The sequence below is a fragment of the Saccharothrix longispora genome, from assembly GCF_031455225.1.
GTDB lineage: Bacteria > Actinomycetota > Actinomycetes > Mycobacteriales > Pseudonocardiaceae > Actinosynnema > Actinosynnema longispora.
Genome location: NZ_JAVDSG010000001.1, coordinates 3361615 through 3375148, shown reverse-complemented (window position 1 = coordinate 3375148; position 13534 = coordinate 3361615). Strand labels below are relative to the sequence as shown.

The 13534-nt window shown below is 71.5% G+C and carries 9 protein-coding genes; 8 read left to right on the top strand and 1 reads right to left on the bottom strand.

Going from position 1 to position 13534, the window contains the following annotated elements:
• Positions 1-62: 62 nt before the first annotated feature.
• Complete coding sequence (locus J2S66_RS13800; RefSeq protein ID WP_310307405.1) at positions 63-974, bottom strand: amidohydrolase family protein; 912 nt, start codon at positions 972-974, stop codon at positions 63-65.
• A gap of 604 nt (positions 975-1578) precedes the next feature.
• Here J2S66_RS13800 and J2S66_RS13795 point away from each other — a divergent pair.
• The 8 genes from J2S66_RS13795 (at position 1579) to J2S66_RS13760 (ending at position 13510) form a co-directional block, all read left to right on the top strand.
• Entirely contained in the window at positions 1579-2847 is a 1269-nt protein-coding gene (locus J2S66_RS13795) for an ABC transporter substrate-binding protein (RefSeq protein ID WP_310307404.1), read from the top strand.
• A 39-nt stretch (positions 2848-2886) separates the two neighbouring features.
• A complete protein-coding gene (locus J2S66_RS13790) occupies positions 2887-3840 on the top strand; it encodes a carbohydrate ABC transporter permease (RefSeq protein ID WP_310307403.1) in 954 nt (317 codons plus the stop codon).
• A complete protein-coding gene (locus J2S66_RS13785) occupies positions 3837-4664 on the top strand; it encodes a carbohydrate ABC transporter permease (protein ID WP_310307402.1) in 828 nt (275 codons plus the stop codon). Before J2S66_RS13790 ends, J2S66_RS13785 begins: the two co-directional genes overlap by 4 nt.
• Positions 4665-4666: 2 nt before the next feature.
• Positions 4667-5854: a mandelate racemase/muconate lactonizing enzyme family protein gene (locus J2S66_RS13780; RefSeq protein WP_310307401.1), complete on the top strand. Its 1188-nt coding sequence runs from the start codon at positions 4667-4669 to the stop codon at positions 5852-5854.
• 98 nt (positions 5855-5952) lie between these two features.
• The gene (locus tag J2S66_RS13775) at positions 5953-6351 is read left to right on the top strand and encodes an L-rhamnose mutarotase (RefSeq protein WP_310307400.1); all 399 of its coding nucleotides are present in this window, start codon (positions 5953-5955) and stop codon (positions 6349-6351) included.
• A gap of 104 nt (positions 6352-6455) precedes the next feature.
• Complete coding sequence (locus J2S66_RS13770; RefSeq protein ID WP_310307399.1) at positions 6456-8840, top strand: RICIN domain-containing protein; 2385 nt, start codon at positions 6456-6458, stop codon at positions 8838-8840.
• A gap of 190 nt (positions 8841-9030) precedes the next feature.
• Positions 9031-10140, top strand: a complete 1110-nt coding sequence (locus tag J2S66_RS13765; RefSeq protein WP_310307398.1) for a ricin-type beta-trefoil lectin domain protein — start codon at positions 9031-9033, stop codon at positions 10138-10140.
• A gap of 679 nt (positions 10141-10819) precedes the next feature.
• On the top strand, positions 10820-13510 hold the full coding sequence (locus tag J2S66_RS13760; protein ID WP_310307397.1) for an RICIN domain-containing protein: 2691 nt from the start codon (positions 10820-10822) through the stop codon (positions 13508-13510).
• Positions 13511-13534: the final 24 nt, after the last annotated feature.

Genomic DNA, 13534 nt, shown 5'->3' with positions numbered 1-13534 from the left:
GAGTGTGGAGGCTCACCGCTGTCCGCCCAGCGTACATCCCGGTGGGTGGGCGGGACGCGCCGTCACGGCCGTCCCCCCGGCAGTCGGTAGACCCGCGCGGCCGTGCCGCCGAACACCTCGTCGCGCTCGGCGCGGGTCAGCCCCGCGGTCAGCCCCTCGGCCGCCGCGACGACCTCCTCGTAGGAGCCCGCGAGCAGGCAGACCGGCCAGTCGGAGCCGAACATCACCCGTGACGGGCCGAACGCGTCCAGTGCCGCGTCGGCGTACGGGCGCAGGTCCGCCACGGTCCACCCGGTCGGGCCGGCTTCGGTGACCATGCCCGACAGCTTGCAGGTGACGTTCGGCTCGGCGGCGAGCTCGCGCAGGTGGGACGCCCACGGCTCGCGGACGCCGGCGGCGATCGGGGGCTTCGACAGGTGGTCCAGGACGAACGTCGCCCCGGGCAGCGCGCGCACGGTCTCGATCGCCGCGGGCAACTGGTGCACGAGGGTGAGCAGGTCGTAGGCCAGCCCCGCCTCCGCGACCGCGCGCAGCCCGCGCCGGACGTCGGGCCGCGCCAGCCACCGCGGGTCCGGCTCGCCCTGCACCAGGTGCCGCACACCGACGAGCAGGTCGCCGCCGGGGCCCGCGCGCAGTGCGGCGAGCACGTCGGCGACGCCCGGATCGGTGAGGTCGACCCACCCGACGACGCCCGCCACCAGGTCCCCGCCCTCGTCGGCCGACAGCGACAGGAAGTCCGCGGTCTCCTCGACCTCCGGGACGACCTGGACCAGGACCGTCCGGTCGACCTCCGCCACCGCGGCGACGGACGCCAGGTCGTCGAGGGTGAAGTCGCGGCGGATCGGGGCGAGGTCGGCGGCGTTCAGCCACGCGTGCGCGCGGGGGCTCGGCCCCGTGCGGGCGCGCCCGTCCGGCGGGAGGAGCCGCCAGACGTGGTGGTGCGCGTCGATGCGGATCATGTCGGTCGGTGTCATCGAACTCCCCACGTCCGGCGCGGGTGTGCCGAGGAAGGCTAGCAAGACATCCCATCTCCCGGGAGGGGTCACCCCCTTCCTTCCCCGAAAGTACGCGTGGCGGTAGTGCGGATCGCCCTATTGATCCGATGTCTCGTTGCCGCTATGGGCAACTCGGCTGTTGCGGCACGGGTTGGCCCGCCACGTCGCGGCGCTCACGGCCGAGGTCGGGCGAATCGGACCGCCGCCGATGAGTCGGACTCATCCGGGCAGCGTGCCCGTGCTCGGGAGAGCCCGCGAGGGTTACCGTCCGGTCGAGGAGTGGTCCGGAGCTGTGTCGCCGCAGCGGACCTGGGCTGGATCGACATGTCCGTCGGGGTGGCGGGTTCCCGGCAGGCGAGCGGGTGAGTACGACTCATCGTTCCCTTGGGCGTCACGGATCGGTATGGTGACCGGAAGTCGTCGGCCCTGAGCGCGACGACGCTCAGCGAAGTGGCTGCGCGGAGGGGTGGTGTCGTCGCGTGACGATCCGGCGCTCCCTCCGGAGGCGTCGTACCAATCGGTTCCGCGGGTCAATCGCGCCGAGCGCTCAGTCGCCCGGCCGTCGTCTGGGAAGTGGGCAGCGATGAAGCAGCGCGCACCGTGGTCGGCTGCCGTGGTCCTGGGGTTGGCCCTGGCCTCGGGATGCGGCAGCGCCGCGGCGCCGGGCCCTTCCGGCGGCTCGGGCGACGCACTGGTGGTCTGGGACTGGAAGTCCGGCGACGCGGACGCGGCCGCGTACCTCGACAAGGCGAAGGCCGACTTCGCGACGAGGCACCCGGACGTCGACGTCGAGTTCGTGGCACAGCCGTTCGACCAGTACTACACGCTCCTCGGGGCGGCGATCCAGGCCGGCAGGGGGCCCGACGTCATGCTCTTCAACGGCGGCGGCCAACTCCGCGACCGCGTCGACGCGCTGGTGCCGCTGGACGAGTACGTGGACCAGGACAGGCAGCGGCTGTCCGGCTGGGAGGCGTTCACCCGGGACGGGAAGACCTACGCCTCGCCGGTGACGCTGCAAGGTCACCCGCTCTACTACAACAAGGCGCTCTACGAGCAGGCGGGACTGGACCCCGAGGCGCCCGCCGACACGTGGGACGACTTCGTCGGGGACTGCGGCGCCATCGCCGGCAGGACGGGCGCCACGTGCTTCGGCGTGGGCAACAAGGAAGGCATCGGAATCCAGTTCTTCCTGTCCGCCATGGGGTCGGCCGTGCTCACGCCGGCGGAGTACGACGACTGGATCGCCGGGAAGCGGAACTGGTCCTCCCCGGACGTGAAGCGGATCTTCGAACTCTGGGAGCAGGTCGGCGACGCCGGTCTGAACAACGACGGGATCAACTCCACCGCGATGTTCAACGACGCGTTCGCGCTCTTCCAGTCGGGCAAGGCAGCGCACGTCATCGGCCTGATGTCCGACATCGGGCACTGGAAGGACTTCGCCGAGTTCCTCGACCGGGACGACGTCGGCGTCATGGCGGCGCCGGTGGTCAACCCCGCGGCGACGCCGAGCCTGCCGTACGACGGCGGGATCGGCTACGCGGTCGCCAAGTGGACCCGGGACCCGGAGGTCGCCGCCGACCTGGTGCGGTCGTTGACCTCGTCCGAGGCGCTGAAGGCCTTCCACGCCGACGCGGGCGCCATCGCGTCCGACACCACCATCGACGTCTCCGCGGGCGGCCCGGCCGTCACCGCGATCACCGCGGCGATCAGGACCGGGAAGCCCGCCCTGCACGTGGCCCTGTCGAGCAGGACGCTCGACCTGATGGGGCGCCTCTCGCAGCAACTGGTCAGCGGCTCCGCCACCGTGGACGAGGCAGTGGCGCAGTTGGCCGTCTCCGACGCGGCGGGCTGATCCGTGCCGCCCGGGAGTTCGCCGCCCCCGGTCCGCCCGGTGGTCGCCGAGCGGGCCGGCGTGGGGGCGGTCGCCGAAGCGGCGGCGCGGCGGCCGGGGAGGCCTTTCCCGCGACGACCCCGCGGCGGGTCGCGGGCCGAGCGCCTCGCCCCGTTCGTGCTGCTGGCGCCGGCCGTGCTGATCATCGTGGTGCTGCGCCTGTGGCCGTTGGCGCTCGGGGTGAACTTCTCCTTCACCGGTGACGGCGACCGCAACGGCACGGCGGTCGGCCTGGACAACTACGCGACCCTGTTCGCCGACCCCCTGTTCCGCACCGCGCTGCGCAACGTCGGCCTGCTGGTGCTGCTGCTCCCCGCGGCCGTGGCGATCCCGGGACTGCTCGCCACCTTCATCCACCTCCGCGTGCCCGGACACCGGGTCTACCGGGGCGTCTACTTCTTCCCGGCCGTGCTCTCCCCGGTGATCGTCGGGGCGATCTTCAACCTGCTGCTCGCCCACGACGGCCCGCTCAACGCGGTCCTCGGCGCGGTGGGCCTCGGGCCGGTGGACTGGCTCGGAGACCCGGACGTGGCGATCTTCGCGGTCGTCGGCGTGCACGTCTGGGCGACGTTCGGCATGGCGCTGGTCGTCTTCCTGGCGGGGTTCTCCGCCCTCGACCCCTCGCTGCTGGACGCCGCCGTGGTGGACGGGGCGTCCTTCCCGCAGACCATCCGGCACGTGATCGTCCCGGGGCTGTCCCGCACGATCCAGTTCGTCTTCGTCACCACGATGATCGGCATGTTGACGTCGATGTTCGGCCTGCTCCTCGTGATGACCGGCGGCGGTCCGGAAGGCTCCACCTACCTCCCCGAGTACTACATCTGGGTCCAGCAGGGGCAGTTCAACCAGCCCGCGCTCGCGTCCGCGGCGTCGACGGCGCTCTTCCTGATCATGCTCGTCGTGGGGCTGGCCCAGATCGCCGTCCTGCGCCGCGCGGGCAGGGAGGGCCGATGACCGGCCGGCGGTGGGCGAAGCGGGTCGTCGCGGTCCCGATGGCCGGGCTCGCGCTGGCGACGATCTACCCCTTGCTCTTCACCGCCAACGTCGCGGCGAAGAGCCGCCGCGAGTACGTCCTCGACCGGTTCTCCCCGGCGGACGCGCTGCGGTGGGACAACATCGCGGCGGCGTGGACGAGCGTCGGCATGTCCCGGTACTTCCTCAACTCGACGGTGGTGGTGACGTGCTCGGTCGCGCTGCTGCTGCTGTTCGGGTCGATGGCCGGCTTCGTGCTCGCCCGGCTGCGGTTCCGCGGCTCCTCGGTGCTCTTCCTGGGCATCCTCGCCGCACTGTTCATCCCCTTCCAGGTGATCATGGTCCCGCTGGCGCGGATCATGGCCGACGCCGGCCTCGTCGACACCTACCCGGGGCTCGTCCTCGCGTACGTGGCGCAGTTCCTCCCGTTCACGGTCTTCCTGATGACCGGCTACTACTCGACCGTGCCCGCGGAGATCGTGGACGCCGCGCGGATCGACGGGAACACGCTGTACGGCGTGTACTGGCGGATCATGCTCCCGCTGGGAGCCCCGGCACTGCTGTCGGTCGGCGTGCTCAACGCCCTGTTCTGCTGGAACGACGTGCTCATCTCCCTGCTCGTGATGCCGTCGGCGGAACACCGCACGCTCATGGTGGGGGTCACCTCGTTGCGCGGGCAGTACTCGGACGACATCCCCGTGTTCGCCTCCGGCGTGCTGATCGCCGCGGTACCCGTCCTCGTCGTCTACCTGTTCCTGCAGCGCCGCATCGCCGACGGCGTCACCGCAGGGGCCACGAAGGGCTGACAATGCGCATCACCGGTTACCGGACCCTCACGACCGTCCAGGACTGGGGCCGCCCGGTCGGCGACGCCAACGGCGTCTTCGCCGACGGCGTCGTCCGGGTGCCCATCGTCCTCGTCGACACGGACGTGGGCATCACCGGCGTCGGGCTCGGACCGCACGTCGAGATCGACTCGGTCTTCGCCGCCGTGGAGGGCGAGGACCCTCGCGGCGTCACCGCCCTGTACGACCGGATGCTGCGCCAGGTGTTCAAGGCCGGTCACGCGGGCGCGGTGTTCGGCACCATCGGAGCGCTCGACACCGCGCTGTGGGACATCAAGGCGCAGGCCGCCGGGGAACCGCTCTGGCGCCTGCTCGGTGGTCGGGACCGCCGCGTGCCCGCCTACGCCTCCGGCGTGGACATCGGGCTGGGCGACGACGAGCTCGTCGCCCTGTACGAGACCTACGCCGACCGCGGGCTGCGGGTGGCGAAGATCAAGGGAGGTCTCGACGTCGACCGGGACCGCGACCGCCTCATCCTGGTGCGCGACGTGCTCTCCGACGCCGGCGGCGGCGCGCGACCGGGCCTGATGCTCGACGTCAACGAGGCGCTGACCCGCAAGCAGGCGGTGCGCCACGTCGGCGAGCTGGAACGGGTGCTCGACCTGATCTGGATCGAGGAGCCGGTCCGGCGGTGGGACGCGGACGGGCACGCGGCCGTCAGCCGCGGCGTCCGCGCCTCGGTCGCCAGCGGCGAGAACCTCACCGGTCTTGAGCAGTACCGCCCGCTGATCTCCACGGGAGCGATCGACATCGTGCAGGCGGCGGCGGGCTGGGGTGTCACGCACTTCCTGCGGGTCGCGGCCTTCGCCCACGCCCACGACCTGCCCGTCAGCCCCATCGGCAACACACCGGTCGGGTTGCTGCACGCCGCGACCTCCGTGCCGAACCACCTGGTCAGCGAGTTGCAGGACCTCCAGCCGCCGTCCGGGATCTCGATCGACCTCCACGTCGAGGACGGGGCGTTCGTCCTGGGCGACAGCCCCGGGCTGGGCGTCCGCGTGAACGAGGAGGCGATCGCCGCGTCCCGCAGGCTCGCTCTCCCGGTGACCGAAGGTCCGCACGTCCGGCCGGAACGCGCCGGGCAGCGGCTGCTGGGGGTGGTGCAGGGCACCGCCACGCCACCGGGACAACTGCACGCCCTGCCGTCCTGACCGACCGGTCCGGCCGCTCCGGTCGGCCCGACGACGATGTCGAGCCGATCGCACCTCCTCGCGGGAACGCCATCCGCGACGACCTCCGGGAGTCCTGCGTGAACCGCTTGCGACGCTATGGGATCGTCACCCGGTTGCGCCCCGAGCGGCGCGACGACTACCTCCGGTTGCACGCCGCGGTCTGGCCGTCCGTCAAGCGCGTGCTGCTCGACGCCAACATCCGCAACTTCAGCATCTTCCTGCACGGCGACCTGCTCTTCGGCTACTACGAGTACACCGGCGAGGACCACGAGGCCGACCAGGCCCGGGTCGCGGCCGATCCGGAGTCGCAGCGCTGGTGGGCCCTGACCGACCCGTGCCAGGAGTCGCCGACCACCCCCGACTCCGACTCCCGCTGGGAGCCGATGGTCGAGGTGTGGCACCTGGGCCCCGGCGCCGCCGTGCCGCGCCCGGTGGACGAGCCACCGCTTCCCGGTCGGCCGCCGCTTTCCCGTTAGCCGCCGCTTTCCCGTTGGGCACCGCTTCCGCCGGGTGCCACGAAGTGCCCGCCGCCACCCCGACCGGCCGCCGCGCAGCACACCCCCGACGCCAGGAGGTCCCCTTGTCCACGTCCTCGTCCTCCGCGGTGCGAAAGCCGGCCTCGGCCGGTTTCGCCGCGGTGCTGATCGCCGCGACGGCGGTGGTCGCGCTCGCCCCACCCGCCCACGCCGCGACCACGACCCTCCACGCGTCCCCCACCGGCACCGGCACCGCGTGCTCCGCCGCCCAGCCGTGCTCGCTGCCCGCCGCCCAGGCAGCGGTGCGGTCGCAGAACGCCGCCATGTCCGGTGACATCGTCGTGCAGCTGGCAGACGGCGCGTACCGGCTGTCCGCGCCGCTGCGGCTGACCGCGGCGGACTCCGGCAACAACGGCCACCGCGTGCTGTGGCAGGCGGCCCCATCCGCGCGCCCCGTCATCACCGGCGCCCGGGCCGTCACCGGCTGGTCGGTCGTCGACGCCGGGAGGAACATCTGGCGGGCGACCGTCCCCGCCGGGATCGACTCCCGGCAGCTGTACGTCGACGGGGCGATCGCGACGCGAGCGCGCACGCAGGTGAACCGGGCCGACTTCGCCTTCACCGGCACCGGCATGAGGTTCTCCACCACCGCGCTCGGCTACCTGAACGACCTCGCCGACCAGAACCGGGTCGAGGTGGAGAGCGTCAACTCGTTCACCGACCGGTACTCGCCGGTGCAGAGCATCAGCGGCAACTTCCTCACGATGCAGCAACCCGCGTGGAACAACAACACCTTCGGGTACGACACGCTCGCCGCCCCCCACCGGGCGGGGCCCCTCTACCTGGCCAACGCCTACGAATTCCTGGACTCGCCGGGGGAGTGGTACCTCGACCCGGCGACAGGGGCGCTGTCCTACATCCCGCGAGCAGGCCAGGACATGACCACCGCCGGCGTCGAGCTGCCGGTGTTGCAGTCGCTGGTGAGCGTCGGGGGCACCTACGACGCCCCGGCGCACCACATCTCGTTCAGCGGGATCACGTTCACCGGCACCAGCTGGCTGGGCCCCAGCGGCAACCAGGGGTACGCCGACCAGCAGACCGGCGCCTACCTGGCGGGCAACTGGAACTGGCCCGCGGACCGGATCACCTCGTGCCAGAACGGCTGCCCCCAGTTCGAGGCCGCACGGCCGCACTGGTCCCAGATGCCCGCCGCCGTGCAGGTGTCCGCCGCCCACCACATCACGTTCGCCGAGTCGCGGTTCCTCAACCTCGGGCAGACCGCCATCGGCATCGGCAACGACGCCAACGCCCACTCCAGCGGCGTGGGCCTGGGCGCGGGCGACATCACGGTCACCCGGTCCGAGATCGCCCGCAGCTCGGCCGGGGGCGTCGTGGTCGGCGGCGTGCGCGCCGACGCCCACCACCCCGGCGACCAGCGGATGGTCAACCGGAACATCACCGTGAGCCACAACCGCATCCACGACCTGGGCGTCGACTACCGGGGCAACGTCTCGGTCCTGAACACCTACGTCAGCACCGCCACCGTCGCCCACAACGAGGTCTACAACATGCCCTACTCCGGCATGTCGATCGGGTACGGCTGGGGCGCCAACGACGCCGGCGGCAGCAACCACTACGCCAACCGCGGCCTCTACAACCACCAGCCGCGCTACACGACCCCCACCACGGCGTCCGACAACCGGCTGATCGGCAACCACATCCACGACGTCATGCAGCAGATGAACGACGGCGGGTGCATCTACACGCTCGCGTGGAACCCCCGCGCCTCGATCAGCGGGAACCACTGCCGACGGACCAACGGCCACTTCGGGCTCTACTTCGACGAGGGCTCGAAGTACTACTCCGCCACGGGCAACGTCTTCGCCGACACCGGCACGTGGGCGACGGCCAACTACTGGGGTGGCGAGAACATGGGCAACTGGACCGTCACCGGCAACTGGTCGACCAACAGCAGCACGAACATCACCAACGGCGACCGGGGCAACGTCGTGTCGGGCAACGTCGTCGTCGCCAACGGCAACTGGCCGGCCGGCGCCCAGGCCGTGATGGCCGACGCCGGGCCGGGGGGCGGCACCGGCCCGCAGAACGCCATGCTCGTGGGAACCCAGTCGGGACGCTGCGTCGAGATCGCCAACGGCAGCGCCAGCGGCGCGCGGGCCCGGTTGTGGGACTGCGCCGGCGGCACCAACCAGCGGTGGACCCACACGCCGGGCAAGCAGCTGGTGGTGGGTGGCGGCAAGTGCCTGGACGCCAGCGGGAACGGGACCGCGAACGGCACCGCGGCGATCACCTGGGACTGCCACGGCGGCACGAACCAGCAGTGGAACGTGAACGCCGACGGCACCATCACCGGCGTGCAGTCCGGGCTGTGCCTCGACGCCGCCGGTAACGGCACCGCGAACGGCACCCTGGTCCAACTCTGGTCGTGCCACGGCGGCACGAACCAGCAGTGGAGCCCGCGCACCTGACCCACCGCGCGGAGGCCGACGCCCCGGCCTCCGCGCACCGACCGGATCGGACCGCACGCGTGTCGTCATGGCACTCGCCCCGTTGCCGGTGGCGACTGCCGGCAGCGGGCGTCCGACCCCCGCCACGAGTTCGTGACCCGACCGCGGTCCGGCACACCTGCCGGACCGCGGCCCGACCCGAGGAGCACACGTGCGACAACACCTCAGCAGACTCGCCGCCTGTGTCGCGGCGCTGATCACCGCCGCGCTGCTGCCGGCCGGTCCCGCCGCCGCGGAGTCCAACGGCGGGGTCCGGGTGATGCCGTTGGGCGACTCCATCACCGAGGGGACGCAGGTGCCCGGCGGTTACCGGATCGGGCTGTGGCAGCGGTTCGGGTCGGGCAACTACCGGGTGGACTTCGTCGGCTCGCAGTTCAACGGCCCCGGCTCCCTCGGCGACCACGACCACCAGGGCCACCCGGGCTGGCGCATCGACCAGATCGACGCGAACGTGGCCACCTGGTTGCGGAACACGACCCCGCGCACCGTGCTGCTGCACATCGGCACCAACGACATCCTCCAGAACCGCGACGTGGCGAACGCCCCCGCCCGGCTGTCGGCGCTCGTCGACCGCATCACCGCGACCGCCCCGAACGCCGACGTGCTCGTCGCGACGATCATCCCCCTGGCCAACCCGGGCCAGGAGGCCGCCGCCCGCGCCTTCAACGCCACGATCCCCGGCATGGTGCGGAGCAAGGTCGACGCGGGCAAGCGCGTGCGCCTGGTGGACATGCACGCTGCGTTGACGACGGCCGACCTGATCGACGGCGTCCACCCCACCGCCACCGGCTACGACAAGATGGCCGCGACCTGGTACGCCGCGCTGCGCGCCACGCCCGGGAGCATCGGCGACCCCGTTCCCGCGCAGGGCAGGCAGGTCGTCGGCGTGGGATCGGGGCGTTGCCTCGACGTGCCGGGCTCGACGACCGCCAACGGCACGCAGCTCCAGCTGTGGGACTGCCACGGCGGGCCCAACCAGACGTGGACGCACGACTCCGCCGGGCAACTCGTCGTCCACGGCACCAAGTGCCTGGACGCCTACGGTCGCGGCACGGTCAACGGCACGCAGGTGGTGATCTGGGACTGCCACGGCGGCACCAACCAGCGGTGGAACGCCAACGCCGACGGCACGATCACCAACGCGCAGTCCGGCCTGTGCCTGGACGCGGTCGGGCACGGCACCGCCAACGGCACGAGGCTGGCCCTGTGGGCCTGTTCCGGGCAGTCCAACCAGCAGTGGACCCTGCGCACCCCGGCCTGACCCGAGGACCGGACACGCGCCCACCGGGTGTCCCGACGGCGGTGCCGAGGAACCCCGCACCCCCGGTGGGCGCGTCCGCCACCGCGGCCACATGACCGCCGCCAGCCGGGCCCGCTTGGCGTTAGCGCTAACATCCAGGCCCGGCGGCGAGGGGGCGGAAGCGCGCCGGAACGCGGCGATCACCGCCGTGGGCATCGGCAATGCTCGTCTTGTCCAGCCGGGAGGGCCAGGCCGCTCCGCGTCGTCGAACTGCTCAAAGTTAGCGCTCACATTTAGCGTTGACCGGTCTTGGTCGGCCGTAGTTCCATGAGGATGACACCGGGTCGCGTCGTCACGGGGTGGGACTCGATCCCGTCCGGCGAGCGCCGCCGCGCCTGCCGTCGGACCGCCGTCGTCGCGGCCACGACGGAGTCCGGGACCGGTGCCGCTCGTCCGCACAGGGCGGTCCCGTCCGGATCGCCGCAGGTGTCACCCGGTTGCCACAGCGAAGTGGAGAGCCATGAGGGCTGGACCCGGCCGATCGGCAGGAGAGCGCCGCTCCGACACCTCCGAGCGCGCGTGGCGGCTCTCGCCGGCGCACCCGCTCCGTCGGAAGAGGCGCCCACCGGCGCACCAGGCGCGCGGCGGCGGTGCGCGCGGCGAGCACATCCGATCGGAACCGAGCCGAAGGGGCAAGAAGGTGGAACCAGCCAATACCGCCGTGAGGTCGTTGGCGGCGATCGCGGTGTTCGTGTCCGCCGTGCTGCTGCCGACCTCCGGGAACGGCTTCCGGGCCTCGGCCGCCACCCAGGCGACGTACTACGTCGCCCCCGACGGCGACGACGCCGCCCCGGGGACGCTCACCGCGCCGTTCAGGACCCTGCGGCGCGCGCGTGACGTCGTCCGCACGGTGAACGCGAACATGTCCGGCGACATCCACGTGTACCTCCGGGGCGGCGACTACCCGGTGGGCGGCACCGTGGATTTCACGCCGGGCGACTCGGGCACCAACGGGCACCGGGTCGTGTACGCCGCGTACCAGGACGAGACGCCGGTGCTGAGCGGCGGCGTGCGGGTGACCGGGTGGACGCAGCACGGCGGGAACATCTGGAAGGCTCCGCTCGACCGCGCCAACAAGCTGCGGACGCTCTACGTCAACGACAAGCGCGCGTTCATGGCCGCCAAGACGGTGAACTCGCAAGGGTGTCACGGCACGTACACCGTCAACGCCGGGCAGGCCCCCTGGGCGCGGGAATCGGGCTCGCAGTGCGACGGCGCCAAGTACGCCCCGGGCGACCTCCCCGCCATCTCCCGCAACCCGGACGACATCGAGATCGAGACGGCGACGACCTGGACGACCGCCATCGCGGGAGTCCGCCAGGTCACCACGAGCGGTGACGGCGCCAACCGCGTGGCCCTCTTCCACCAACCGGGCGCGGCCATCGCCCAGGGCGCGTTCAACGGCAACCACCAGGTCGGCGGGAGCCACAAGTTCATGAACGCCTACGAGTTCCTCGACTCACCGGGCGAGTTCTACTTCGACAAGACCGGCAAGACGCTGTACTACTACAAGGGCGACTCCGAGAACATGGCGACGGCGACGGTCCACGCGCCGAACAACGTGTCCACCGTGCTCCGGATCGCCGGCACCTCGACGACCGACCACGTCCGGAACATCACGTTCTCCGGCCTCACGGTGCAGCACTCCGACTGGAACCTGTTCACCGTGGCCGGGTCCTCGTTCAAGCAGGCCCAGCAGGGCAACCTCGGCAACACCCAGTACGTGAAGGGCAACTTCCACGTCTACCACTACCGCAACGTCGACGTCGCGCCGGGCATCATCCAGGTGGAGAACGCCGACGGCATCCACTTGGAGCGCAACCGGGTCCAGCACACCGGTGCCGACGGCATCAACATGGTCAACGACGTGCAGGACACGCGGTTGATTGGCAACCGCACCAACGACATCGCCGGGTCCGCCATCACCGTGGGCCACCCCCAGCACGTCTACATCGGCGACCACACGGCGACCAACGGCGAGAAGTACTCCGCCCGGGTCGAGGGGCTGCCCAGGAACATCGAGATCGGGAACAACCACCTCTACGACAGCGCCGTGCTGTTCAACGGGCACAGCCCCATCTCGGCGTACTTCGTCGACGGCCTCGCGGTGCGGCACAACCGCATCGAGAAGAGCCCGTGGTCGGGCATCACGCTCGGCTGGGGGTGGTGGAACTTCGACGGATCGGCGGGCTCGATCGTCCCCGGCCGGCCGACCACCACGGCGAAGAACAACACCGTCAGCCACAACCACATCATCGACACGGTGCAGCGCCTCGGCGACACGGCGCCCATCTACACGCTGGGCAGCCAGCCGGGAACCACGATCACCGGCAACTACCTGCAAGGCGTCCCGGCCGGTCACAAGTACGGGCTCCACCCCGACGAGGGCTCGGCCCACATCACCTTCCGCGACAACGTCCTGAGCGTGGACAAGAACGTCACGTGGCTCGTCAACTCCGACGACTTCGGGCGCAAGCACGACCTGAGCATCACGCAGACCTACGGGCCGATCAACAAGGTCTCCCAGAAGACCCTGCCGAACAGCACCATCCAGGACATCCTCGTCTACGCCGACTACGTGTGGCCGGCGGCGGCCTACGCCATCGCCGTGAACTCCGGCCCGGAGGCTCCGTACCGGGACGTCGTCCCGCGGGGCGACCCCTCCCTGCCGGACCACGTCCTGCCGGCCGGCACGTTCGTCGGTGCCGGGAGTCCGCCGATCCCCGTCCGGAGCGCCGGAGACGCCACCAAGGCGGTCTGGTTGGCCCCCGCGGGCACGACCGCCTTCGCCGTCGGCCCGACGATGACCAGGGCGAGCGGCACCGCGACGACCATCGACGTGCCGTCCGCGTCCGGTGACTACCGGCTCTACGTCGTGGACGCACAGGGGAACCGGTCGCCCGAGTCGAAGTCGATCGTCCGGAGACAGGGCGGCGGCCAGCAGGGCGTCACCATCGTCGGCGGTCAGTCCGGCCGGTGCGTCGACATCCCCGGCGCAGCCGCGACGAACGGCAGCCAGGCGCAGCTGTGGGACTGCCACGGCGGCGTCAACCAGCGCTTCACCCACACCTCGGGCAAGCAGTTGCAGGTGTCCGGGACGAAGTGCCTCGACGCCGACAACCAGGGCACCGCGAACGGCACCGCGGTGGTGGTCTGGGACTGCAACGGGCAGACCAACCAGCAGTGGAACGTCAACGCCGACGGCACCATCAGGGGAGTGCAGTCCGGGCTGTGCCTGGACGCCAACGGCGCCGCCACCGCGAACGGGACCAGGATCATCCTGTGGTCGTGCGGCGGCGGCGCCAACCAGCGGTGGAGCCTGCGCGGCTGAACCGGCTCGCCGAGGTGGACAGGC

Coding starts and splice junctions, on each gene's coding strand:
- J2S66_RS13785 (WP_310307402.1), top strand. CDS start 3,837: ATGACCGGCCGGCGGTGGGCGAAGCGGGTCGTCGCGGTCCCGATGGCC.
- J2S66_RS13795 (WP_310307404.1), top strand. CDS start 1,579: ATGAAGCAGCGCGCACCGTGGTCGGCTGCCGTGGTCCTGGGGTTGGCC.
- J2S66_RS13800 (WP_310307405.1), bottom strand. CDS start 974: ATGACACCGACCGACATGATCCGCATCGACGCGCACCACCACGTCTGG.
- J2S66_RS13780 (WP_310307401.1), top strand. CDS start 4,667: ATGCGCATCACCGGTTACCGGACCCTCACGACCGTCCAGGACTGGGGC.